The sequence below is a fragment of the Mesorhizobium sp. B264B1B genome (genome assembly GCF_020165765.1).
In the GTDB taxonomy this organism is placed as follows: Bacteria; Pseudomonadota; Alphaproteobacteria; order Rhizobiales; family Rhizobiaceae; genus Mesorhizobium.
In genome coordinates this window covers 31,757-53,929 of record NZ_JAIUIS010000024.1, presented here as the reverse complement: position 1 = coordinate 53,929, position 22,173 = coordinate 31,757, and the positions used below count along the sequence as shown (strand labels likewise).

At 65.3% G+C, this 22,173-nt stretch carries 22 protein-coding genes and 3 pseudogenes; 16 read left to right on the top strand and 9 right to left on the bottom strand.

Annotated features, from left to right (window positions below; translation table 11 throughout):
• On the top strand, nucleotides 1–867 hold an 867-nt coding region (locus LB547_RS30955; RefSeq protein WP_224703002.1), incomplete at its 5' end, for an NAD(P)/FAD-dependent oxidoreductase.
• A pseudogene (locus tag LB547_RS30950) lies at nucleotides 864–1,817 on the top strand (ABC transporter substrate-binding protein); the annotation flags it as partial. The gene LB547_RS30955 and the pseudogene LB547_RS30950, both read left to right, overlap by 4 nt.
• 60 nt (nucleotides 1,818–1,877) lie before the next feature.
• On the opposite strand, the pseudogene LB547_RS30945 reads toward LB547_RS30950, so the two are convergent.
• A pseudogene (locus LB547_RS30945) lies at nucleotides 1,878–2,582 on the bottom strand (3-keto-5-aminohexanoate cleavage protein); the annotation flags it as partial.
• A 205-nt stretch (nucleotides 2,583–2,787) separates the two neighbouring features.
• Between LB547_RS30945 and LB547_RS30940 the strand changes: the two are divergent.
• On the top strand, nucleotides 2,788–2,985 hold the full coding sequence (locus tag LB547_RS30940) for a hypothetical protein (protein WP_181165267.1): 198 nt from the start codon (nucleotides 2,788–2,790) through the stop codon (nucleotides 2,983–2,985).
• 120 nt (nucleotides 2,986–3,105) lie between these two features.
• On the opposite strand, the gene LB547_RS30935 is transcribed toward LB547_RS30940, so the two are convergent.
• Nucleotides 3,106–5,202: an EAL domain-containing protein gene (locus tag LB547_RS30935; RefSeq protein ID WP_140516024.1), complete on the bottom strand. Its 2,097-nt coding sequence runs from the start codon at nucleotides 5,200–5,202 to the stop codon at nucleotides 3,106–3,108.
• Between the two features lie 216 nt (nucleotides 5,203–5,418).
• Between LB547_RS30935 and LB547_RS30930 the strand changes: the two genes are divergently transcribed.
• Nucleotides 5,419–5,868, top strand: coding sequence for an ester cyclase (locus LB547_RS30930; protein ID WP_140568049.1), 450 nt, complete (start codon nucleotides 5,419–5,421; stop codon nucleotides 5,866–5,868).
• 243 nt (nucleotides 5,869–6,111) lie between these two features.
• Entirely contained in the window at nucleotides 6,112–7,203 is a 1,092-nt protein-coding gene (locus LB547_RS30925; RefSeq protein ID WP_140568050.1) for a phosphatase PAP2 family protein, read from the top strand.
• Between the two features lie 54 nt (nucleotides 7,204–7,257).
• On the opposite strand, the gene LB547_RS30920 is transcribed toward LB547_RS30925, so the two are convergent.
• Together LB547_RS30920 and LB547_RS30915 are read right to left on the bottom strand one after the other, a co-directional pair.
• Nucleotides 7,258–7,758 (bottom strand): hypothetical protein, encoded by a 501-nt coding sequence (locus LB547_RS30920; RefSeq protein WP_140500172.1) that lies wholly within the window; start codon nucleotides 7,756–7,758, stop codon nucleotides 7,258–7,260.
• Nucleotides 7,759–7,915: 157 nt separating this feature from the next.
• Entirely contained in the window at nucleotides 7,916–8,242 is a 327-nt protein-coding gene (locus LB547_RS30915; RefSeq protein ID WP_140500048.1) for a DUF1330 domain-containing protein, read from the bottom strand.
• A 177-nt stretch (nucleotides 8,243–8,419) separates the two neighbouring features.
• On the opposite strand from LB547_RS30915, the gene LB547_RS30910 reads away from it, so the two are divergent.
• Nucleotides 8,420–9,112 (top strand): winged helix-turn-helix transcriptional regulator, encoded by a 693-nt coding sequence (locus LB547_RS30910; RefSeq protein WP_140500050.1) that lies wholly within the window; start codon nucleotides 8,420–8,422, stop codon nucleotides 9,110–9,112.
• Nucleotides 9,113–9,126: 14 nt separating this feature from the next.
• Here LB547_RS30910 and LB547_RS30905 read toward each other — a convergent pair whose 3' ends face one another.
• Nucleotides 9,127–9,525, bottom strand: coding sequence for a helix-turn-helix domain-containing protein (locus tag LB547_RS30905; RefSeq protein WP_140561099.1), 399 nt, complete (start codon nucleotides 9,523–9,525; stop codon nucleotides 9,127–9,129).
• Between the two features lie 123 nt (nucleotides 9,526–9,648).
• On the opposite strand from LB547_RS30905, the gene ada reads away from it, so the two are divergent.
• The 4 genes from ada to LB547_RS30885 all read left to right on the top strand — a co-directional run bounded on the left by ada (nucleotide 9,649) and on the right by LB547_RS30885 (nucleotide 12,414).
• Nucleotides 9,649–10,728 carry a bifunctional DNA-binding transcriptional regulator/O6-methylguanine-DNA methyltransferase Ada gene (ada, locus tag LB547_RS30900; RefSeq protein WP_181177970.1) on the top strand — a complete coding sequence of 360 codons (1,080 nt, stop codon included), beginning with the start codon at nucleotides 9,649–9,651 and terminating at the stop codon, nucleotides 10,726–10,728.
• 12 nt (nucleotides 10,729–10,740) lie between these two features.
• Nucleotides 10,741–10,971: a hypothetical protein gene (locus LB547_RS30895; protein WP_140500055.1), complete on the top strand. Its 231-nt coding sequence runs from the start codon at nucleotides 10,741–10,743 to the stop codon at nucleotides 10,969–10,971.
• A gap of 157 nt (nucleotides 10,972–11,128) precedes the next feature.
• On the top strand, nucleotides 11,129–11,674 hold the full coding sequence (locus tag LB547_RS30890; protein WP_140547273.1) for a methylated-DNA--[protein]-cysteine S-methyltransferase: 546 nt from the start codon (nucleotides 11,129–11,131) through the stop codon (nucleotides 11,672–11,674).
• Complete coding sequence (locus LB547_RS30885) at nucleotides 11,671–12,414, top strand: 2OG-Fe(II) oxygenase (RefSeq protein WP_140547272.1); 744 nt, start codon at nucleotides 11,671–11,673, stop codon at nucleotides 12,412–12,414. The genes LB547_RS30890 and LB547_RS30885 overlap by 4 nt, the downstream gene beginning before the upstream one ends.
• A 150-nt stretch (nucleotides 12,415–12,564) precedes the next feature.
• On the opposite strand, the gene LB547_RS30880 is transcribed toward LB547_RS30885, so the two are convergent.
• Entirely contained in the window at nucleotides 12,565–13,152 is a 588-nt protein-coding gene (locus LB547_RS30880; RefSeq protein ID WP_140516033.1) for a dihydrofolate reductase family protein, read from the bottom strand.
• A gap of 140 nt (nucleotides 13,153–13,292) precedes the next feature.
• Here LB547_RS30880 and LB547_RS30875 point away from each other — a divergent pair, with 140 nt between their 5' ends.
• Nucleotides 13,293–13,709: a winged helix-turn-helix transcriptional regulator gene (locus LB547_RS30875; RefSeq protein WP_140500061.1), complete on the top strand. Its 417-nt coding sequence runs from the start codon at nucleotides 13,293–13,295 to the stop codon at nucleotides 13,707–13,709.
• A gap of 144 nt (nucleotides 13,710–13,853) precedes the next feature.
• Here LB547_RS30875 and LB547_RS30870 read toward each other — a convergent pair whose 3' ends face one another.
• Entirely contained in the window at nucleotides 13,854–14,090 is a 237-nt protein-coding gene (locus LB547_RS30870; protein ID WP_140500063.1) for a hypothetical protein, read from the bottom strand.
• Nucleotides 14,091–14,231: 141 nt separating this feature from the next.
• On the opposite strand from LB547_RS30870, the pseudogene dinB reads away from it, so the two are divergent.
• Nucleotides 14,232–15,471 (top strand): annotated as a pseudogene (dinB, locus tag LB547_RS30865) (DNA polymerase IV).
• Between the two features lie 47 nt (nucleotides 15,472–15,518).
• On the opposite strand, the gene LB547_RS30860 reads toward dinB, so the two are convergent.
• Both LB547_RS30860 and LB547_RS30855 read right to left on the bottom strand, forming a co-directional pair.
• A complete protein-coding gene (locus tag LB547_RS30860; RefSeq protein ID WP_140500066.1) occupies nucleotides 15,519–16,052 on the bottom strand; it encodes a sterol desaturase family protein in 534 nt (177 codons plus the stop codon).
• A gap of 279 nt (nucleotides 16,053–16,331) precedes the next feature.
• Entirely contained in the window at nucleotides 16,332–17,516 is a 1,185-nt protein-coding gene (locus LB547_RS30855) for a Gfo/Idh/MocA family protein (protein WP_140759772.1), read from the bottom strand.
• A 331-nt stretch (nucleotides 17,517–17,847) separates the two neighbouring features.
• Between LB547_RS30855 and LB547_RS30850 the strand changes: the two genes are divergently transcribed.
• The 4 genes from LB547_RS30850 (at nucleotide 17,848) to LB547_RS30835 (ending at nucleotide 22,079) form a co-directional block, all read left to right on the top strand.
• Nucleotides 17,848–18,741, top strand: a complete 894-nt coding sequence (locus LB547_RS30850) for a MurR/RpiR family transcriptional regulator (protein ID WP_140670998.1) — start codon at nucleotides 17,848–17,850, stop codon at nucleotides 18,739–18,741.
• 70 nt (nucleotides 18,742–18,811) lie between these two features.
• Nucleotides 18,812–19,594 carry an SDR family oxidoreductase gene (locus tag LB547_RS30845; RefSeq protein ID WP_140759769.1) on the top strand — a complete coding sequence of 261 codons (783 nt, stop codon included), beginning with the start codon at nucleotides 18,812–18,814 and terminating at the stop codon, nucleotides 19,592–19,594.
• Nucleotides 19,591–21,126 carry a mannitol dehydrogenase family protein gene (locus tag LB547_RS30840; RefSeq protein ID WP_140759766.1) on the top strand — a complete coding sequence of 512 codons (1,536 nt, stop codon included), beginning with the start codon at nucleotides 19,591–19,593 and terminating at the stop codon, nucleotides 21,124–21,126. Before LB547_RS30845 ends, LB547_RS30840 begins: the two co-directional genes overlap by 4 nt.
• 38 nt (nucleotides 21,127–21,164) lie before the next feature.
• Nucleotides 21,165–22,079: a sugar phosphate isomerase/epimerase family protein gene (locus LB547_RS30835; protein WP_140759763.1), complete on the top strand. Its 915-nt coding sequence runs from the start codon at nucleotides 21,165–21,167 to the stop codon at nucleotides 22,077–22,079.
• Nucleotides 22,080–22,173: the final 94 nt, after the last annotated feature.

Sequence of the window (22,173 nt, the reverse complement as noted above, 5' to 3'; positions counted from 1 at the left end):
CCCCCCCCCCCCCCCCCCCTCGACCGGCTGGCCGGCGAATTGCAGGCCATGGTGCCGAGCGTACGCCGCCTCTCCGCCGCTGAGCTGCATGCGCTGGTTCCCGTCATCGATCCGCAAACCACATGCGGCGGTGTCCATGAACCGGGTGCGGTGGACGTCGATACCGGCAAGATGCTTGCGGCCTGCGCTTCGGCACTGAAGGCCAGGGGCGGCATCATGCGCACGAGCGAAGAGGTGCGCGCGATCGCGCGCGCCGGCAATGGCCTGCGCGTCGCCACCAGTGCCGGCGCCTATCCCGCCGACATCGTCGTCAACGCCGCCGGCGCCTGGGTCGATGTCGTGGCCGGCCTGGCGGGGCTCACCGGCCTCGGCTTCCAGCCCAAGCGGCGCACCGCCTTCCTGTTCGACCCGCCCGCGGGCGCCGACATTGCCGGCTGGCCGCTGGTGGTCGATCTGCACGAACAATTCTACTTCAAGCCAGACGCCGGCAGGCTGATCGGCTCGCTGGCCGACGAAACCGATTCCGAGCCTTGCGACGCCTGGCCGGAAGACATCGACGTCGCCATCGCCGTCGACCGGATCGAGCAGGCAACGTCCATGCGCATAGGCCGCCCGTCGACGCCCTGGGCCGGCCTGCGCACCTTCGCGCCCGACCGCACGCCGGTCGCCGGCTTCGACCCGCGCCTGCCCGGCCTCTTCTGGCTCGGCGGCCAGGGCGGCTATGGTTTCCAGGTGTCGCTGACATTGGCGCGGCTCGGCTCGGCGCTGATGCGCGGCCAACCCTTGCCCGACGATGTCACCGCGCTTGGCGTCACCGCCGCGGGGCTGGCGCCCGACCGCTTCCTGGCCCCGGCGGCGAAGCCATGAATTTCATGCCCTTCCCTCAACCAGAAAAAGTGTCATCAGGAGCGTTTGCGATGAAATCCACCGTTCTGCGCACAGTGCTTGGCTCGATCCTTCTGGCCTCGTCCGTCCTTCTCGGCGGGCAGGCTCATGCCAAGACGCTCGTCTATTGCTCGGAGGCCAATCCCGAGACCTTCAACCCGGCGATCGGCATCGCCGACTCCACCATGGATGCCGCCGCCAAGACGATCTTCAACCGGCTGGTGGAGTTCAAGCCGGGCACGACCGAAGTCGGACCGGCGCTGGCCGAGAGCTGGGATGTCTCGCCGGACGGCAAGACCTACACATTCCACCTGCGCCAAGGCGTGAAATTCCAGTCGAACGAGCATTTCACGCCGACGCGCGAGTTCAACGCGGACGACGTCCTTTACACGTTCAACCGCCAGCGCGACGCCAACAATCCCTACCACAAGCTCGGCGGCGGCTCTTACGAATACTTCAACGCGCTGGGCATGGGCACGCTGATCGACAAAATAGACAAGGTCGACGATTACACCGTGCGCTTCACGCTGACGGCCCCCAACGTCACCTTCCTGGCCGGGCTGGCGCTCGACTACCTCTCGATCTTGTCGCTGGAGCAGACCGAAAAGATGGTGGCCGCCGGCACGCCGGAGCTGATCGACAGCCAGCCGGTCGGGACCGGCCCGTTCATGCTCGAGGCCTATGTGCCCGACAGCCAGGTGCGCTACGCCGCCAACAAGGATTACTGGCGCGGCGCGCCGAAGATCGACACGCTGGTCTTCGCCGTCACGCCCGAGCCGACCACCCGCGTCGAGCGCCTCAAGGCCAATGAATGCCAGGTGGCGGCCCCGCCCCCGCCCAGTGCCGTCGCCGAATTGCGCGCCGATCCAGACATCACGGTCCTCGACCTCAAGGGCCAGAATATCGGCATCCTCGGCTTCAACGTCGAACATCAGCCGCTGGGCGATGTCCGCGTGCGCACCGCGCTTGCCAAGGCCGTCGACCGCAAGGCAAAACACCGCCGCCGCCGCCGCAACGATCTCCGCATTGTCCTGCGCCACCTTTCCATCGGGAAGCGTCCTGCCGTCTTCCAGTCCGACCCGCGTCGACCAGCGCCTTCGACGCCCCAGTTCCACGAACGGCCAGACCGTGGCATCGGCGCCGTGCAGCAGGATCGGCCGCCGCACCCCGGCCCGGTCCAGCACGGCGGCGATGCCGTGCGCCTCGGCGAGTGCGGCGGGCAATTCCTGTATGTCGATCTCGATCAGGATGCGCAGCACCCGGCCGTGATCGGCAAGACTGACGAACCGCTCGGCATCTTCCGTTGTGGCAAGGCCGGCCTCGATGCCGACGCCGCGCTGGCGCAAAAGCTCCATCACGGCGGGCGCGTCGGCCTCCGAAAGATTGACCGAGGCATAATCGGGCAGTTCGCGCCAGCCGGCGATCGCCGCGCGGGTGCGCTCGACGTCATTCTCGATCCAGGCGCCTGTCGACACGCCGATCAGCGTGCCGGGACAGGCCCGGCGCACCGCCAGCACGGTCGTGTCCACGGCGGCCAGGCTCTCGCGCCCGTCCACGCCGCGCGGATGGATGTGCAGCTCGGCTGCGCCCGCGACGACGCAGGCGGCCGCATCGCTCGCCATCGCCTGCGCCGTCAGCGGCAATTTCGGATGAAAATCGCGCGGTCGTGCGCCATTGATGCAGGCCTGGACGATCATGGCTGCCATCCTCGGACAAGGGAGTAGCATTCTAGCCGCGTGGCAAGGCATGGCAAAGGGGTTGGGCGTTGTCTCTCCTGACAGCCACCGCCTCGCCCTTCTTGCCGGAATCCCCCGGCATTTGAATAAAATCCGCCTGTGGATATTTACCCTGCGTTCCGCCGGACCGGCCAAGGTATATTAGGGCGAGGTAATGGAGGGATCATTGACCAGCGATTTTTCAGCCGCCCGGGTGCATCTCGAACGCGCCTATCACTATTTGCGCGGCGACGACGAGACAAGCCGCTCGGCATGCGAAGCCCTCGACCTGCTGATCGAAGCGGTCGCGGAGGCGCAGCACAGGCGATCGGAGGCAGAGGTGTTGGAGTTTCCGCGATCGGCACGGTTCGCCGACCGCCAGTGATCGTTCCACCGCGCCCGGCCGACCTCCCGGAGCCGTTCCAGGGCCGTGCTTAACAGCTCTTCGGGATTGCCTAATGGAGTGTTGGAGTGGCTCGGCGATCTGGCGGGCGGCTTGCCCGCTTCAGGCGCGCCGCCTGTCGGGCGTTCCGGCCGTCGCGCGCGAAACGATCGCCTCCAGCGGCTCGGGACGATGCAGAAAGAAGCCCTGACCGTAGGCGACCCCCATGTCCTGGAGCATCGCCAGCGTATCGTGCCGTTCGATCTTCTCGCCCACCACGGCGAAGTCGAGGCTCCTGGCAATGCCGGTCATCGCCAGCACGATCTCGCGGTCGAAGCGGCTGTCGGTGATATGTTCGATGAACGAGCCGTCGATCTTGATCGCATCGACGGGAAAGCGCCTGAGATACTCGAACGAGCTCATGCCGGCGCCGAAATCGTCGAGGCTGACCCGGCAGCGTCGCTCACGCGCCTTGCGCACGAAGTCCTCCGCGGCATCGAAATTGGTGACGGCCGCGGTTTCGGTGATCTCGAATCCGATGCCGGAATGCGGCGCACCGGTTTCCTCGATGGTGTTGTCGACGAAATCCCACAGCCCCGGATCGCTCAATGTCTGAGCCGACAGGTTGAAGCCCAGCGTCAGCGCCCCGGCACGCAGCGCCGGTCCGTGCCGCAACAGCGCCGTGCGAATGATCCAGCGGTCGAGTTTCGAGGCGATACCGAAACGCTCGGCCACCGGGATGAATTCGCCCGGCGGCACCAGCCGCCCGTTGCGCGCGGCGAGCCTCGCCAGCACTTCGACGTGCCGGCACTCTTGCCATGGCTTTCCCAGGAGATGGATTTCCTGGCCGAACAGTTTCAGCCGCCCGTCGTCCATGGCATCGACGGTGTCGGCTGCGATGCGCGCCGCATTGAGGCCGGCGGCTCCCGATCGCGCCGCGGCCGAAAACACAGCGAAGCGGTTGCGCCCCGCCGCCTTGGCCGCGTAGCAGGCGTCGTCGGCGCAAGCCAGCGCATCGGCCACGGTGGTCGTGGCGTCATCGATGAAGGCGATGCCGATCGAGGCCGCCAGTCGGCGCGATGACGCGGCCGGACCGAGATCGGCCTCGCGCACCGCCCCAAGCACGGCCCCGGCGATCCGCTCGGCCTGCACCGCGTCGCAATGCGGCACCAGCAGCGCGAACTCGTCACCGCCCAGGCGCGCCGCATGCGCCGACGACGGCAGGCAGCCGCGTATGCCCCCCGCGACGCTCTTCAGCGCCAGATCGCCGGCGGCATGCCCGGCGAAATCATTGAGCGCCTTGAAGTAATCGAGATCGACATAGAACACCGCCAGCGGCGCCCCCACCGCAATATGCTCGCCAAGCAGCCTGTCGAAGGCGGCGCGGTTCCACAGGCCGGTCAGCGCGTCGTGGCGGGCGGCATAGGCCAGTTCCTGTTCGCGCAGCTTGTCCTCGGTGATGTCGCGCACCGTGCCGAGGATCTGGCCGGCGGCACCGGCGGCGGCGACGAAACGCACCAGCGATTCGACATGACGGATATCGCCGTCGCGCCTGATGATGCGATATTGCGCGGCAATGACGCCGTCGGTTTCCAGCGGCGCCCTGTGGGCGCGTTCGGCCGCCTGCTTGTCGTCGGGATGCAGGTAGCTGTGCCACAGGTCGGCCGTCACCTCGTCGGTAACGGCGACAAGGCCGAAAATTTCCCTGGTGCGGAAATCCCAATAGCTTTTGTTGCTGGCGATGTCGTAGTGCCAGATGCCGGTGCCGCTGGCCGCGAGCGCCAGGCGGAAGCGGATGTTGACCTGTTCCAGCGCGGCCTCTGCCGCCTTCTGTTTCGAAATATCGGTCTGCACGCCCATCAGCCGGATCGGCTGGCCGTCGCCGTCGCGTTCGACGATGCCGCCGCGGTCGAGCACCCAGACCCAGTGGCCTTGCTTGTGCCGGAGCCTGAGCTCGGTCTCGATGGTGTCGGTCAGGCCGGCGATGTGACGGTCGCCGCTGGCCAGCGCCTGCTCGCGATCGTCGGGATGGGTAAGCCGCAGCCAGAGGTCGCTGCTGTTGGCGAGCTCGTCCTCGTCATAGCCCAGCATCCGCGCCCAGGTGGCGGAATAGAAACACTCGCCTGTCCGAAGGTCCCAGTCCCAGACGCCAAGTTGGGCGCGCTCCAGGGCCTTCTCCCAGAACGTTCCATCACGGCTTTTCTTGTCCTGACCCGCCATCTTCCGTTTCGTCCAACCCCGCCGGGGACAATCTGCGGCAAAACCAGAGAAGAAAGCGTTACCACGCCGGTGCCTCCGCCGCGTTCCTCGCTTGCGGTCCCGACTTTCGATTGGCGGGCAAGAAGCGGAGTTTGCCCGCCCGGCGATCCTCCTAGTGTTTGCGCGGGGTCGCCGCCCGCCCTGGCGATCTCGTGCAAACACAAGAGGACTTTTCCCATGACCAAACAGGAAGACAACAAGGCCGTCGTCGTTAGATGGTTCACTGATTTCTGGGGTGAAACCTGCGATCTTTCCGTCGTCGACGCCATCGCCGCGCCCGACATGCTGCTCAAATATTCGCTGCATGAACCGCGCCGCGGCCGCGAGGACATCAAGGCCTTCATGACCGATTTCCGCGCTGCCTTCCCGGACCTCAACTTCTGGGCCACCGCCGACCTCATCGCCGAAGGCGACTATGTCGTCGGCCAGTGGGAAGGCGGCGGCACCCATGCCGGTCCGGCCTTCAGCGATTTTCTCGTCGGTTCGCTGCCCGCCGCCACCGGCCGCACCATGCGCTTCACCGGCACCACGGTGCTGAAGGTGATCGACGGCAGGATCGTCGAGGAGATCGGCCTCGACGACGGCGTCGCGGCGTTGACCCAGCTCGGCCTGATCAAGGCGGCTTGAATGAGAGGGACCATCGCCGTCCAGGCAGTGGTCCCTCTCGATTGCACGTGCGTGACGAAAGGCCTCTTGGCAGCAACCCAACACAGGGCCAGCACCGCCATCGACCTCAGCCCGTATTTGAATACAATACTACACTATTGAGTATTATATTGGAAACCAGACACCATTACGGGTGCAACAAGATATTAATACGTTGCCGCCAGAACAATCATAACAAGTTCGAAAGCTGGCGGGACCTCCCTGATGAGTGGGCACACCGGAACACAGGGCGGCGATCTCCGATCGGTTTCCACTGTTGATCTTGGCGTGGCGACAACCAGAAGCAGCTGGCTGCTGACGGGCCTGTGCCTGGTCTGCGTCGCGACGGCGCTTTGCCTGCGGCCTGAGCGATATCTTCTGCTGTCCATAAAGTACTTCGGGACATTCCTCGGCTTGCTGCCGGTGCTGCTGGTGGTTGGCCTCGGGTTAACGGCATTGGTGTATGGCGGGCCCAGGCCGACAAGATTCATGGTGCACATACTCAAGGAACGCGGGCCGGCGGCCGCGCGGGTCGTCTTGCTATTCTTTCTCGGCATCATCGCTTTCACGACATTCAGGATCACCATACCGGAGATCGTGCCTTACTATGCCGATCCCATGCTGGCCGACCTCGATCGTTGGCTGCACGGCGTCGATCCTTGGGTATGGACGCACGGCATCGTTTCAGAGCCCGCCTCCATGCTGGTTTTCAAGGCCTATATGTCCTGGTGGTTCATGCAATGGCTTGGCGTCGTGCTCTTCGTCGCCTTCTGGAACAGTCCCGCCCGGCGCATCCGCTATCTCTGGGCGTTCGCGCTCACCATGATGTTGTGTGGCACCGTTCTTCCAATCATGCTGTCATCCAGCGGGCCGATATTCTACGACCGGTTCTATGGCGGCAGCCGATTTGCCGGGGTGCTCGCAGCGCTGATGGCAGACCCGTATGCCTTGCCGGTGCGGTTCGCCGCCAGCTATCTGCTCGATGCACACGACAGCGGCAGCTCCGCGCTGGGCAGCGGCATCACAGCAATGCCGAGCATGCATGTCGCCATCGTCACGCTCAATGCCTTCTTCCTCACCGGCTTTGGTCGCCGCTGGGCCGTTGCCGGCTGGTCGTTCGCCGCACTCATCCTGTTCGGCTCGGTCTATACCGGCTGGCACTATGCCGTGGACGGCTACCTGTCGATCCTCGTGGTCTCTCTGCTCTGGTACCTGACCGGACGCTTCGTTCTACCGGCATCCGGGCAGCAGGCTTCCGACGTGGCCCAACAGACTTCCGATACGGGATTGGCGGCCCCCAATCCCGCGCCGCGATAACGGCCGGAGCGGACAGCGTCGAGCCAGGCGGCCTGCACCGCCTGGCTTCATTGCTTACTGGCTGGGTGCCGCCGCGTGTTCGCACGACACTTTCGGGTTCATGTCGGCGAAGGTGCCGGTCGGGTTGCCCTTCCAGGCCCAGACATGCAGCTCGTAGAATTCGCCCAGGCCGTAACGGTTGGGCGCACTGTTGAAGTTGAACAATTGGCCGTCCAGTGACGCCGGCCCCTTGGCGGTGATGTATTCGACCGCCACCAGCTTCAGTGTGCCGTCGGCCATCGGCTCGTACATCACGGCCTCGGGACGCGCGATGTCGATCTTGTCGTCCTTCAGGTATTGCCCGTTGACATAGTGAATGCCCATCGCGCCGCCGGTGATGCCGCTGGCGCAGGGAATGGGCGCATAGCCTTCGTCCGTAGCGACCTTGGCGTCGAGGAACCGGCTGTTCGCCGCCCGCACCTTGCCGGCCAGTGGATTCGCGCCGGATGCAGGCACGGCCTCTTGCTGATGGGCGTGGGCGAAGGTGGCGCAGGCGGCCAGCATGGCCCCCGCCATGAGAAGCCCGTTGCGGAATTTGCGTATCATGTTCATTCCATTCTTCTTGAAAAGGCCCAGCGCGCTGACCGCCGGAAATACGGAGGCGCGGCAGGCAAGCGCCGTGATTGTCGTTGCTCGGAGCACCCGAAAGCGATGCGACGGATGGAGGAAAGCTTCATCCCTTCGGCAGATACGGGATCGTCCCCGCCAGGTCGGTGTTGTCGATCATCTGGAAGCGGCTGTCGCTACCGTCCTGACGGGCCGAGACGAAGGGCGCGTAGGCCGGATCGTTGGCGAAGGCGCGCGCCGCCGCTTCCGACGGGAATGCCATCAGCGCGATCAGAGTGGTGTCGAGCGGCTTGCCTTCAAGCGTCTTCACATTGCCGCTGCGCGACAGATACTTGCCGCCATGCTTGTGGACGAGGTCGTGCACCGATGCGGCGTAGGCCGGCATCCACTGCGGGTTCTTCACCTTGATGTCTGCGATCACGTATGTGGTCATGGTATTCTCCCTGTTACGGCGCACAGGGGAGATCCCCGCGGCCGGTCAAAGGGCTCGCATGGCAGGGCCGGCGCCGGCCAGTCCGCGATCTGTACCGGGCCGGTACAGTTTCCGTACTGGCCGCTTCCTTCATGAAGGCCTAATGTTCAGCCCAGTTTCGAGGGAGGACGTCGGATCATGGCCCAGCACGGATACAAGCAGTTCTGCCCGCTATCGATGGCCGCCGAGGTGCTGTGCACCCGCTGGACGATGGTGCTGATGCGCGAATTGGTGGCGGGTTCGACCCGTTTCAACGACCTGCGTCGCGGCGTCCCCAAAATGTCGCCCAGCCTTCTGTCGCAACGGCTGAAGGAGCTCGAGCTCGCCGGGATCGTCGAGCGCAAGGAGGTGCCGGGCGAGAAGGGCATCTCCGAATACCGGCTGACGGAGGCCGGCCGGGATTTGCGCCCCGTCGTCGAGGCGATGGGCTTTTGGGGACAGAAATGGGTCGAGTCCCGGCTGTCCCTCAAGAACCTCGATCCGTCGCTGCTGATGTGGGACATGCGGCGCAATCTGAACCCCTCGCCGCTGCCCGACGGGCGCACCGTGATACAATTCCTGTACCAGGAGCTGCCGGCGTCCAAACGGTCGTGGTGGCTGATCGTCGAAAAGCATGGCGAGGTCGATCTGTGCTGGTACGATCCGGGCTTCGATATCGACCTCTACGTCTCGACCGACCTGCACACGATGACGGCGATCTGGATGGGATTGATCACCGTCGAGAAGGCCGGCGCGAAGGTCGCCTTGACCGGCGATCAGCACATCGCAAGGAAGATGCAGACCTGGCTCGGCCTCAGCCCGTTCGCGGTCGAGCCCAAACGGGCGGCGTAGGATTCTGGAGCCCGTTAGGCGCGCTTTCGACCCCGATCATTTGCAAGATGATAGGGTTGCACGAGGATTTCGGCCGGAATGTTCCATTCCTTGTTCAGTTTGAAGACCATGTCCAGGGTCAAGGCCCGCTTCCTGTTCAGCACCTCCGTTGCCCGGGGTGATGATCCGATCACCTCGGCCAGAGCCTTTCGCGGCAAGTTGAACAACTCCATGTGGGATTGAATGGCTTCAACGGGATCGGGTGCTTCAATGGGATAGTGCTTGTCCTCATAGGCCTCGATCAGGGTTGCGAGAACATCAAATCGGTCGCCATCGGGAGAGCCGATTTCCGGCTCGTTCTCGAAATATTGGGTGATTTCGGCAATTGCCCAATCGTAATCGGCTTCGGTCTTAAGAGGTCGAATGTTTTCCATCACACCTTCTCCGGATCAATCTTGTCATATCCTTTGTGTGTCCCGACGAATACGCTCGCGTCCACCTCTCAATTGGCAGGAAACGGGTGGCGACGCGGGTCGTCTGCGGCTTCAATGCCGGCCATGTTCATCACCCTTGCCAAGTATCTCAAACCCGCGCCGCTGCCGGTCGCCGACGATCCGCGCTGGACGCAAGTCGTGGCGCGCGACAAATCGGCCGATGGCAGCTTCTGGTATTCGGTGGCGACGACCGGCGTCTATTGCCGGCCCTCCTGCCCGTCGCGGCGCGCCAACCCGAAGAACGTGCAGCTCCACGACACGCTGGACGAGGCCAGGGCGACCGGCTTTCGCGCCTGCCGGCGCTGCAATCCCGACGGACCTTCGCTCGAGGCCGGCAACGCCGCGATGGTGGCCGAGGCCTGCCGCAGGATCGAACAGAGCGAGGAGGAACCGTCGCTCGGTGAACTGGCCGCCGCCGCCGGCCGCAGCGCCGGCTATTTCCACCGCACCTTCAAGGCCGTCACCGGCCTGACGCCAAAGGACTACGCGGCCGCCCGGCGCGCCGAAAGGGTGCGCCGGCGCCTGGAAGACGGCGCCAGCGTGACAGCGGCGATCTACGATGCCGGCTTCAATTCGAGCGGACGCTTCTATGAGAAGTCGGCCGGCATGCTCGGCATGACGCCGACGCGCTACCGCGCCGGCGGCGCCAGCGAGGAGATCCGCTTCGCCGTCGGCGAATGCTCGCTCGGCGCCATCCTTGTCGCATCGAGCAGGAAGGGCGTCGCCGCGATCCTGCTCGGCGACGACCCGGACGCGCTGGTGCGCGACCTGCAGGACCGTTTCCCCAAGGCGCGCCTGATTGGCGCCAACCGCGATTATGAGGCGCTCGTCGCCCGCGTCGTCGGTTTCGTCGAGGCTCCAAGGCTTGGTCTCGACCTGCCGCTCGACCTGCGCGGCACCGCGTTCCGGCAGCGCGTCTGGCAGGCCCTGCGGGACATCCCGGCCGGCCGCACCGTCTCCTATGCCGAGATAGCAGGGCGCATCGGTGCGCCGAAGGCGACCCGCGCCGTTGCCGGCGCCTGCGCCGCCAACGCGCTCGCGGTCGCCATTCCCTGCCACCGCGTGATCCGCAAGAACGGCGCACTGTCCGGCTACGCCTGGGGCGCGGAGCGCAAGCGCGCGCTGCTCGGCCGCGAGGCCTGAGGAGGAGCGGCAATGGGCGCAATGGCAAGGTCTTCCACCACCGATGCGGACATTGGGATCCCACATCGCGGCGCCGTCAGACGCGCCAAAGATGCGCGGTCGCTGGTGATGGCTGCGCTCGGGGAGCTTGTCGAGAGCGGCAAGGCCGAGTGGAGCCGTGGCGCGACCGGCGAGATCGAACTGCGGCTGTTATCAGGCGAGGTTTTTTTGCTTGGCGAGGTTGCTGTCATTCGTATCGCATAAATCAGCGCTCTACGGCGCCCCCCTCTGTCCTGCCGGAGGGGGGCGCCGTAGGGTACTTACCTCCGCACCGTTCCGGAAATTGAATTTGAAAGCAAGCATCGGAGTGAGGAACGGAAGGCACGCGGCTAGGGTTCAGGCACACAGAAGGAGTGAAGCAATGAACCTCATGCAAACCCACACGCCGGCGACAGCCTCCGGCGCCGACACCATCACCTACGCCATCGCCCAATCCGCGATCGGCAAAATCCTCGCCGCGCGCGGTTCCCTCGGCGTCTGCGCCATTCTGATCGACTCCGACGCCGAGGCGCTGGCGCAGGATCTCGCCAGCCGCTTCCCCGGCAGGATGCTGGTCGAGGACGAGACCGCCTTGCAAGGCGATCTTGCGGCGATAACGCGTTTCATCGAAACGCCCGCCGCCGGCCTGGACCTGCCGCTCGACATCAGCCACGGCACGCCGTTCCAGCAAAAAGTTTGGGGCGAGCTTCGCAGCATCCGCCGCGGCGCAACCATCACCTACGCCGCCCTTGCCCAGCGTCTCGGCCAATCGAACGGCGCCCGCGCCGTGGCGACGGCCTGCGCCGCCAACGCGATCGCGCTCGGCATTCCCTGCCACCGCGTCGTCCGCGCCGACGGCACGCCCTCCGGCTACCGCTGGGGCACTGAGCGCAAGCACGCTTTGCTCGACAAAGAGGCCGCGATATGAACGCCCATGCCAAGGTTGCGGCATCGGTGGTGAAAGCCGCCGAGGAACGCGTTGCCGCTTACGACTGGCCAGCCCTAGCCGCCGAACTCGACGGCTTCGGCTGTGCGATGATGGAAAAGCTGCTCACGCCGCAGGAGTGCCGACAACTCGCCGGGCTCTATCCGCATGAGGAACATTTCCGCAGCCATATCCACATGGCCAGGCACGGCTTCGGCAAGGGCGAATACCGCTATTTCCGCTACCCCTTGCCAGACCTGATCGGCGGGCTGCGCACGGCGCTCTATCCCAGGCTCGCCGAGGTCGCCAACCGGTGGAACGAACGCATGGGCATCGCCACGCGCTATCCCGAAACGCATGCCGCCTTTCTCAAGCAGTGCCACGCCGCCGGCCAGGTCAGGCCGACGCCACTTCTGCTGCAATATGTGCCCGGCGACTTCAACTGCCTGCACCAGGACCTCTATGGCGACCTCGCTTTTCCGGTGCAGGTGGCGGTTCTGCTTTCAGAACCCGGCGAGGATTTCACCGGCGGCGAGTTCGCCCTGACCGAACAGCGGCCGCGCATGCAGAGCCGGGTGGAAGTGGTGCCCTTGCGCCAGGGCGATGCCGTCTCCTTCGCCGTCCACAATCGGCCGGTGCAGGGCACCAAGGGCAATTACCGCGTCAATCTGCGCCACGGCGTCAGCCGCCTGCGCTCGGGCATGCGGCACACGGTGGGCATCATTTTTCATGATGCGAAGTGAATTGGTGAGGCCAAGGTGTTGACCAAGAGTACATCGAGGCGCGTGTTCCCTTCGCCCCTGGGGCTAAGGCACAACCGCGCTTGGTGCTGCATCGCCGACTGCCATGCCCAAGCTCAACGGCAGGCATGATATCAGTGCAATGCCTTTCGATTAGCCGGCCGGCGCGTAGCGGCTCACCACCATGCCGCTCGCATAGGATTTCGAGCCGAGCAGCCGCAGCCTGCCGAACCCGCCTTGGTCGAAGATGCGGCGGCCGGCGCCCAGCACGGCCGGGTTGATGAACAGCTGGAACTCGTCGACCAGCCTGGCCGCGATCAGCGCCGAGGCGAAGCCGGCGCCGCCGAACACCGCGATGTCGCCGCCCTCACCCCTCTTCAGCAAGTCGACCTCCCGCGGCAGGTCGCCGCTGACCACTGTCGTGCCCTCCCATCGCGAGGCCTTGAGCCTGTCGCTCGGCACCACCTTCCTCGCCTCGACGATGCGCTGGGCGAAAGCATAGAACGGGTCGCGCGGATATCTCTTCGCCGCATTGCCCCAATGGGTAAGGTAGCCTTCCTCGGCCATCTTGCGGCTCAAGAGGATGGTATCGATGCCGGCGAAGACGGCGTTGAAGTCCCGCTTCAGCTCCTCGTCCCAGGCGCTGTCGTCGCCCCATTCCCAGAGCTGCCAGCGATGATCCCCGGCGGCGCCGACAAAACCGTCGACCGACATCTGCATCTGGAGGATCAGCTTTTTCATTATGGTTCTCCCAGTCAAGGGCCGAGCGGCTCGTTTTACCCGTCCGGCCGGCACGGTTGCCGATGGTTTACATTTGGAACTATTGACCTGAGATGAAAATGATGTCAATAGTAAAGCGATTTAAAAATGGAACCATACACATGTCGACACGGGACCGGTCTGGCTGCCCCATCAACCTGTCGCTCGAACTGCTCGGCGACCGCTGGACGCTGCTCATCATCCGCGACCTGGTCTTCGCCGGAAAAAAGCACTTTCGCGAATTCCTGCAATCCGATGAGGGCATTTCCTCGCGTACGCTGGCCGAGCGCCTCCAGACATTGCAGGACGAAGGTATCCTCACCCGCAGCGGTGATCCCACGCATGGGCTGAAGGCGATCTATCGCCTGACCGAGGCCGGCATCGACCTTGTGCCCGTGCTGGCCACGCTCGGCGCCTGGGGCAGCAAGCACCGCAAGGCCGACGATGATCTGGCAAGGATCGCCGATAAGCTCGCTGCCGACGGCGAGCCGGCGCTGGAGCGCCTCAAGCAGGCGCTGCGGGCGGAGCATCTCGGTTGATGGATGTCGCCAAGGCGGCCTCGGGGACAACGACCCGCACAGGCAACGCGCGTTAGAAAGTGCGTCACGGCCCTCTGTTCGGAATAGCGCAAAAACAAGCAATTGGAACGGTTGCGTGATGCATTGCAGCACGCCGGCGACGAGCTATGGCGTGCGCAATATGTCGGCGCCCGCCTGCTCATCGAACAGCACGGCGCAGCCGCACTGCAGCGCGACTTCACTCAGCGCATTCGCGACCGTTTCGTCGGCCGAGACGAAATCGCCGGTCAGCACCCGCAATTCCTCCACGGCCTTGGCCATCGAAACCAGCCGCCCCGCGGCGCGGTCGGTCGAGCAGGCGTTGACGACGCAAACCAGATCGATCATTTCAAAGTTGCCCATGCCAGCCTCCGCACGCGGCGCCCTTCGGCCGTCAACGCGATTGTGAGCGACAATGTTCCGGCGGATCGCGACCTCGCTTGACAGCGAGCAATGTTTGTTCTCTTTGTGTTCCATACTCTACAACGTCGCGAGGAACCGGGGATGGAGCCCACCATCCTGCATGCCGATCTCGACGCTTTCTACGCCTCGGTCGAGCAGCTTCTCGACCCGTCGCTGCGCGGCAAGCCGATCGCGGTCGGCGGCGGCGTCGTGCTCGCCGCCTCCTACGAAGCCCGCGCGTTCGGCGTGCGCGGCGGCATGCCGGGGCGCAAGGCGCGCGAGCTCTGCCCGCAGTTGATTTTCGTCGGCGGAAATTTCCGCGACTACCAGCGGCTCGGCGACGCCGCGATGAAGGTGCTCGACGATTTCACGCCGCTGGTCGAGCGCATCTCCATCGACGAGGCCTTCCGATGTCGCCGGTTGCACGCATCTGTTCGGCCAGCCGCGGGAGATCGCCTCGACCATTCGCCGCCGCGTGCGAAGCGAACTCGGCCTGCCGATCTCGATCGGCGTGGCGCGCACCAAGCACCTGGCCAAGATCGCCTCGCAGGTGGCCAAGCCCGATGGGCTGGTGGTGGTCGAGCCCGGCACCGAGATCGCCTTCCTGCATGACCTGCCGGTCTCCCTGATGTGGGGCGTCGGCCCGGCGACCAGCGCGCGGCTGGCCGAGATCGGCGTCCAGACAATCGGCGAACTGGCCAGGACGCACAGCGGCGCGCTGGCGCGGCTGCTCGGCCCTGCCGCCGGCGAAAAGCTTGCCGCCTTGTCGTGGAACCGCGATCCGCGCAAATTGGAAACACGTCGCCGCGCCCATTCGGCCGGTGCCCAGTCGGCGCTTGGCCGCAAGCCGGCACTGGAATGCGTCTACATCCCCGTCCTGCTGCATCTGGCCGACCGGGTCGCCAGCCGGCTCCGCGCCAAGGCGCGCCCCGGCCGCACGGTGACGGTGCGCGTGCGCTTCGCCGACCTCAGCGCCGTCACCCGCTCGATCACGCTCGACCAGCCGATCTCGGCGACGGTGATGCTGGCCGAGATCGCGACAGACCTAGTGCGGGGCGTGCTTGCCGATCATCCGCATGACAGGACGATTTCGCTGCTGGCGATCTCGGTCTCGCATCTGGAGGAAAGTGCCGAATTGCAGCTCGAACTGCCGCTCGGCCTCGCCGACGAAAAGCGCCGCCCCGGCACCAGGAAGGGCCTCGCACGCTTCGGCGCCGACCGCGCCATCGACAAGATCCGCGAGCGCTTCGGCAAACAGGCCGTCGGCTACGGCACCGTGGCGCTGGAGGCGGCCCGCTCCGTGCCCGACGAGTTCAGGGAATTGGCGCAGAAGGAATTGTAAGCGGGAATGGCTGTCTGCGCTCCTCGAATGGCGCACACCAGTTGGCTTCAGAGCCGCATCGTGCCGAAGACCCGATCCCAGAACAGCGACGTCACGCCGAAATTGACATTTTCGTCGACATGATGATGCAGCGCGTGGCGGCGCTTCAGCGTGTAGAGATAGCTCGGATGAGTGGGATGCCAGTGATGGATCACATGGTGGATGCTGACGTACCATAGGTAGCCCAGCATCAGCCCGCAGCTCGCCGCGCTGGCGACCGCGAAATCCGAGACCATCCATACGGGAAAGAACGCGACAAGCGCATGCACGCCGAGGCTGAGCCAGGTCGGCGTGCCCACCGGACTGCGCTCCTCGACATGATGGCGGGCGTGCAGATCCCTGATCCAGGGAATGTGGTGAAGGACGAACCGGTGCATGACGTATTCGATCAGCGTCCACAGACACAGGCACGCCAGCGCCGTCGCCAGCCAGCCTGGCGCGCTCTCTTCGCCGGCCTCGATAAGCCCGGCCACAGCCAGCAGGGCGATCGCCAGGGGGTAAACCACGAAGTCGCTGTAGTATCCAATGAGACCGAGTTCCATCGGAGCAAGCCTTCAACGCCGAAGAAGCGACAGATTGCCGAATGCGCGGGCGGGGAGCAACGCGGATGCGCCTGACATAGCGTCGCAATCACCTCGCGCAAGGTCGGCGGCAACGATTTGGAAGCCAGTCAACCGGCTGTTGCCTTCGAAACCAGCCTCGCAACGAGCTGAAAAATGGCGGAACACAGCGCGGTCCCGAATGGACGGCCAACTCTTGATCGCCGTCAACCGCGCGGCACCGTCGGGCGTGGCCGCGATGTCACATTGGATGGCACACCCTCACCCGAACCTTGCCGCCGTCCACGCCCCGTCAGCCGCGTTCGACTCCACCGCCGCGGCGACGAACTTCACGCCGCGCGCGCCGTCGACCACATCGGGCACCTGCGCCGCCCGGGCCGCATCGACGGCGGCGCCCGAACGATGCGCGCGGATGATGTCGGCGGCGTCGCGGTAGAAATTGGCGAAGGCCTCGATATAGCCTTCGGGATGGGCGGCCGGCATGCGCGACACGCGCCGGCTTTGCTCGGTCGAGCCATGGCCGCCGCGCACGAGCGTGCGGCTTTCCTCGCCATATCTGGAGAAGCGCAGTTCCTCGGGCCGCGTGCCCGACCATTCAAGCCCCGCCTTGTCGCCATAGATGCGCGCGGAGAGATCATTATAGTGGCCGGGCGACGTCTGGCTGGCCAGGATCGTGCCGCGTGCCCCGCCCGCCCAGCGCACCAGCACATGCGCGTTGTCATCGAGCCGCCGTCCCGGCACGGCGGTGAACAGGTCGGCCGACACCGTCTCGGCCTCGCGGCCGCTGATGAAACTCGCCAGGTTGAAGGCATGCACGCCGATATCGGCCAGCACCGCGGACTGGCCCGCGCGCGCCGGGTCGGTGCGCCATTCCGCCTGTTTCTGGCCGTCGGCATCGATCGGCCTGGTCAGCCAGTCCTGGATATAGGCGCCGTGCACGGAGACGATGCGGCCGAGTTCGCCCGCCGCCACCATCTCGCGCGCCTGGCGCACCATGGCGTAGCCGGTGTTGTTGAGGGTGACGACGAAGCGGCGATTTTTCTCCCGCGTCAGCGCCACCAGGGCTTGCGCCTCGCCCAGCGTCGTCGACAGCGGCTTGTCGCAGATCACATCGATGCCGGCTTCCAGAAAGGCTGTCGCGACCGGCGCGTGCAGGTGGTTGGGCGTGACGATGACGACCGCCTCGATGCCGTCCGGGCGCGCCGCCTCCGCCTTTGCCATCATGCGGTAATCGGCATAGCTGCGCTCCGGCGCGATGCCGATCTCGGCGGCCGAGGCGGCGGCGTTCCCGGGGTCGGACGACAGCGCGCCGGCCACCAGCGCGATCTGGTCGTCGAGCCGCATGGCGAGGCGATGCACCGCGCCGATGAAGGCGCCCTGCCCGCCTCCCACCATGCCGACGCGCAAACGCTTGCCCGCCGATCCGTCCGATGTCGCATAAACCATGTTTGTCTCCTCCGATTTAAGGATGTTAAGCCAGCACCCACCGTCGAGTTCTGTAGCGCCCCCCTCTGTCCTGCCGGACATCTCCCCCACAGGTGGGGAGATTGGCAGCGTCGACCGCGACGCCTTTCATGCAACGCTGGCAATTTGGCGAAAGCCGGCGTGACATCCGATCTCCCCCCTTGTGGGGGAGATGTCCGGCAGGACAGAGGGGGGCGCCATAGGGTGCTATGTTGAATGCATCGAACTTCTTCGCTGCAGAACAGCTACCACCCTCGAACAGGATTTCCAATTTTCATATTGTAAAACGATCGTATCGCGCTAGCCTGAAATCATGAGCGGGACGCGCAAATCATCCGGACGGTCCAGCGCCGACGAGGCGGCGACCCGCAAGCGCGGGCGTTCGCTGGCGGCGCTCGGCTATATCAAGCCGCAGACTTACGAGGAACTGCGCGCGGTGCTGTCGTCGGGCACTGTCCATTTCCCCAAGCGGCTGCGCCAGGTCGCGATCTTCCTGTGGCAGCATCCGAGCGACGTCGCGCTCGGCACCATCGCACAGGTCGCCGCGCAGGCAGGGGTGCAGCCTTCGACGCTGGTGCGCTTCGCCCAGATCTTCGGCTATGCCGGCTTTTCCGATTTCCAGGGCCTATTCAAGGACCATGTCAAGGCGTCCTGGCCGGAAGGGCGCGGCCAGGAACGCACGCCGCGCGTATCCAATGCCGACCTGCATTTCCTGCGCGGCATGGTCGGCGCCTCGCAGGCCTCGCTCGGCCGCATCGAAACCGGCTTCGATATCGAGAGCTTCGAGAAAATGGTGGCGTTGCTTTCGGCCGCCGAGCTGATCTACGTCATCGGCTCCAAGCGCGCCTTTCCCGTCACCAGCTATCTCTCGCTGACCTTGTCGCAGCAAGGCGTGCGCAATGTGCTGGTCGACAATGTCGGCTCCACCGCGCTCGACCAGGTCGGCTGCATCGGCAGACGCGACGCGGTGCTGGCGGTCTCCTTCAGTCCCTACAATTCGATCACGCCCGACCTCGTCTCGGTCGCCCACGAGCGGCGCGCGCGGATCGTCACCATCACCGACAGCACTTTTTCTCCGCTGGTCAAGTTCTCGGACACCTGGCTGGAAGTTGTGGAACAGGACTTCGCAGGCTTCCGCTCGCTGGCGGCGTCGCTCGCCGTCGGCATGGCTTTGGTCCATGGTGTCGTGGCCCAACGGGCAGAATGATTGCGCGGTTGACTAACGGGAACTGACATTCCATATCTTCAGAAATAGAAACTTTGTTCCGGGAGGAGGAATGGAGCTTCAGCTCGACGGCAAGATGGTGCTGGTCACCGGCGCGACGCAAGGCATCGGCCGGGCAGTCGCCGAAACCTTGGCGCGTGCCGGCGCCGGCGGCCTGCTGGTCACCGGCCGCGACGGGACGCGCGGCGAGGCCGTTGCTGCGGAGCTTTCGCAAGCGGGCACGCCGGCACACTTCATCGCCGCCGAGCTTTCCGACCCGGCAGCCCCTGCCCTCCTGGCGCAAGCCTGCATCGACCGCTTCGGCCGTATCGACGGTCTCGTCAATGCCGCCGGCCTGACCGACCGGGCCTCCTTCCTCGATGCGACCCTCGACGACTGGGCCTCGCTGTTCGCCGTCAATGCCCGCGCCCCTTTCTTCCTCATGCAGGCGGCGATTGCCGACATGCGGAAGCGGGGCCAGGGCGGCGCGATCGTCAATATCCTGTCGATCAATGCCCATTGCGGCTCGCCCGAGCTCGCCGTCTATTCCGCCACCAAGGGCGCGCTGGCGACGCTGACCAGGAACGCCGCCAACGCCCACCGCTTCGACCGCATCCGCGTCAACGGCATCAATGTCGGCTGGACCGATACGCCCGCCGAGCGCGTCATGCAGGCCGAGACGCTCGGCCACGGCGCCGGCTGGCTCGATGCCGCCAACGCCGCGCAGCCCTTCGGCCGGCTGTTCTCGGCGGAGGACGTGGCCAGGCTCGCCGTCTTCCTTCTCTCCGACGCTGCGGGACCGATGACCGGCGCGCTGATCGACCAGGAACAGTGGGTGATCGGAGCCAACCGGTGAGCACAGCCGCGCCCGAGACGCTCGGTCCGGCCTTGCTCGGCCGCCTGCCGGCGACGGTGCAAAGCCCCGGCTATGACCGTGCCTTGCTCCAGGCAGGCATGGCGCACCTCGGCGTCGGTGCCTTCCACCGCTGCCACCAGGCCGAATACACCGACGACCTCCTGGCGCGGAGCTTCGGCCGCTGGGGCGTGGTCGGCATCAACATCCGTCCGCCGGCGCTCGCCGATACGCTCGGCCCTCAGGACGGGCTCTACACCAGGCTCATCCGCCAGGATTCCCATGTCGAGGCCCGCGTCATCGGCAGCATCGTGCGCGTTGTCGATAGCCAGGCGAGCGCTATGCCCGCGCTCGAAGTGCTCTCCTCCCCGGACATCGAATTCGTGACGCTGACCGTTACCGAAAAGGGCTATTGCCATATTCCGGCCAGCGGCGCGCTCGACCTCGACCATCCCGACATCGTCCACGATCTCGCAAACCCGCTGACGCCGCGCAGCGTGCCCGGCATTCTGGCGCGGGCGCTGGAGCAACGCATGGCCACGCACGGCCGGCCGCTGACGCTGCTCTCGTGCGACAACATCCCGGCGAACGGCACCATCCTGGAAAATGTCGTGCGGACTTTTGCCGAACGGCGCGGCAACGGCCTTGCCGGCTGGATCGCGCCCAATGCCGCCTTCCCCAGCGCCATGGTCGACCGCATCGTGCCGGCGAGCACGCAGGCCGATCTCGACGGTGTGGAGCAGCTTTTCGGCTACCGCGATGGAGCCGTCGTTGCCGGCGAGCCGTTCCGGCAATGGGTGATCGAGCAGAAATTCGCCGGCCGCGTGCCGCGCTGGGACCTGGTGGGGGCAACCTTCGTCGACGACGTCACGCCGTTCGAGCATCTCAAGATGCGTGTGCTGAACGGCGCTCAGACGACGCTCAGCTATCTCGGCGTGCTGGCCGGCCTTGAACACACTTTCGATGCGATGGCGGACCCGCTGCTGTCGGCCTTCGTGCGCCGCATGCTCGTCGAGGAGACGCTGCCAACGTTGAAGCCGGTGCCCGGCATGGACCCATCAGCCTATGTCGAGCAGAGCCTTGGCCGTCTGCAGAATACCGCGATCCGCCACCGCAACCACCAGATCGCCACCGACGGCTCGCAAAAGATCGTGCAGCGCCTGCTCAACCCGATCCGCGATCGGCTGGGCGAGGAAAAAAGCATTGCGCTGCTGTCGGTATCCGTCGCCGGCTGGATGGCCTATCTGATCCAGGCTTCATCCCGGTTCGGCCGGCGCTGGCCGGTGTCGGACCCCTATGCCGGCAAGATCGCAGGCATAGCGGAGGCAAGCGGACGCGACGTCCCGGTACTGGCTGCGGGCATCCTGGCGATTGACGCCATCTTCGATCCCGCCCTCGCCGCCAACGACATGTTCCGCAAGGTCGTCACATCGGCGCTCGACGGGCTGTTGTCGGACGATCCGATGGCAACCGTCAGGCATGCATGCGCGCAACCGGCAGATGAGCGGTTGAAGCAACCGGCACGATCTGCATAGTAGGAATCGGTCGTGAATTCACGACCAGGGGAGGCACTATGAGGCTTGGACTGCTCACCGCACCGTTCGCGGAGACGCCGCTCGACACGGTCGCCGACTGGGCAAGCTCGGCAGGCTTCGAGGCGCTGGAAATCGCCTGCTGGCCGAGAGCCTCCGGCGCCAGCCGCCGCTATGCCGGTACAAGCCACATCGACACCGCCGCGACCTCGCCGGCGCAGGCCAGGGACATCGCGGCAAACCTTGCCGGCAAGGGGCTGACCATTTCCGGTCTCGGCTATTATCCCAACCCGCTGCATCCCGATGCCGCCCACCGCAAGACGGTGATCGACCATCTGAAGCGGGTGATCGTGCTGGCCGCGAATATGGGCGTTCCCCTGGTCAACACCTTTTGCGGCGGCGATGCCTCGAAGACCGTCGACGTCAACTGGCAGCACGCGCTCGAAATCTGGCCCGACATCGTCGCCCATGCGCGCGACCACGGCGTCAAGCTCGCTTTCGAGAACTGCCCGATGATCTTCAGCTATGACGAATGGCCGGGCGGCCACAACATCGCCTATTCGCCGCTGGTCTGGCGCCGCATCCTCGAAACCTGGGGCGGCGATGTCGGCATGAATTTCGATCCTTCACACCTGGTCTGGCAGATGATCGACCAGGCCCGCTTCATCAGGGAATTCGGCCCCTACATGTTGCATGTCCACGCCAAGGACCTGATGATTGATCATGATGGTTTGTACGAGCGCGGAATCCTTTCGTCTGGCATAGGCTGGCAGGTGCCGCGCATGCCGGGGCTGGGCGATGTCGGCTGGAACGGCTTCTTCTCCGGCCTCTACCGTGCCGGCTATGACGGCCCGATCATCATCGAGCACGAGGACCGGTGGTTCGAGGGCAGCGACGATAAGGTCAAGCGCGGTTTCCTGCTTGCCCGCGACGTGCTGCGTCCCTTCGTCAAATGAAGGCGCAAAAACAACATCGGGGCGCCGCCTGAATCTCTTTCTGCGCGGCCCGGTGTAACGACTTGGAATTGAAATGAAAATCAAAGTGGAGGAA

Coding starts and splice junctions, on each gene's coding strand:
- LB547_RS30935 (WP_140516024.1), bottom strand. CDS start 5,202: ATGGCGGGTCAGGACAAGAAAAGCCGTGATGGAACGTTCTGGGAGAAG.
- LB547_RS30930 (WP_140568049.1), top strand. CDS start 5,419: ATGACCAAACAGGAAGACAACAAGGCCGTCGTCGTTAGATGGTTCACT.
- LB547_RS30925 (WP_140568050.1), top strand. CDS start 6,112: ATGAGTGGGCACACCGGAACACAGGGCGGCGATCTCCGATCGGTTTCC.
- LB547_RS30920 (WP_140500172.1), bottom strand. CDS start 7,758: ATGGCGGGGGCCATGCTGGCCGCCTGCGCCACCTTCGCCCACGCCCAT.
- LB547_RS30915 (WP_140500048.1), bottom strand. CDS start 8,242: ATGACCACATACGTGATCGCAGACATCAAGGTGAAGAACCCGCAGTGG.
- LB547_RS30910 (WP_140500050.1), top strand. CDS start 8,420: ATGGCCCAGCACGGATACAAGCAGTTCTGCCCGCTATCGATGGCCGCC.
- LB547_RS30905 (WP_140561099.1), bottom strand. CDS start 9,525: ATGGAAAACATTCGACCTCTTAAGACCGAAGCCGATTACGATTGGGCA.
- ada (WP_181177970.1), top strand. CDS start 9,649: ATGTTCATCACCCTTGCCAAGTATCTCAAACCCGCGCCGCTGCCGGTC.
- LB547_RS30895 (WP_140500055.1), top strand. CDS start 10,741: ATGGGCGCAATGGCAAGGTCTTCCACCACCGATGCGGACATTGGGATC.
- LB547_RS30890 (WP_140547273.1), top strand. CDS start 11,129: ATGAACCTCATGCAAACCCACACGCCGGCGACAGCCTCCGGCGCCGAC.
- LB547_RS30885 (WP_140547272.1), top strand. CDS start 11,671: ATGAACGCCCATGCCAAGGTTGCGGCATCGGTGGTGAAAGCCGCCGAG.
- LB547_RS30880 (WP_140516033.1), bottom strand. CDS start 13,152: ATGAAAAAGCTGATCCTCCAGATGCAGATGTCGGTCGACGGTTTTGTC.
- LB547_RS30875 (WP_140500061.1), top strand. CDS start 13,293: ATGTCGACACGGGACCGGTCTGGCTGCCCCATCAACCTGTCGCTCGAA.
- LB547_RS30870 (WP_140500063.1), bottom strand. CDS start 14,090: ATGGGCAACTTTGAAATGATCGATCTGGTTTGCGTCGTCAACGCCTGC.
- LB547_RS30860 (WP_140500066.1), bottom strand. CDS start 16,052: ATGGAACTCGGTCTCATTGGATACTACAGCGACTTCGTGGTTTACCCC.
- LB547_RS30855 (WP_140759772.1), bottom strand. CDS start 17,516: ATGGTTTATGCGACATCGGACGGATCGGCGGGCAAGCGTTTGCGCGTC.
- LB547_RS30850 (WP_140670998.1), top strand. CDS start 17,848: ATGAGCGGGACGCGCAAATCATCCGGACGGTCCAGCGCCGACGAGGCG.
- LB547_RS30845 (WP_140759769.1), top strand. CDS start 18,812: ATGGAGCTTCAGCTCGACGGCAAGATGGTGCTGGTCACCGGCGCGACG.
- LB547_RS30835 (WP_140759763.1), top strand. CDS start 21,165: ATGAGGCTTGGACTGCTCACCGCACCGTTCGCGGAGACGCCGCTCGAC.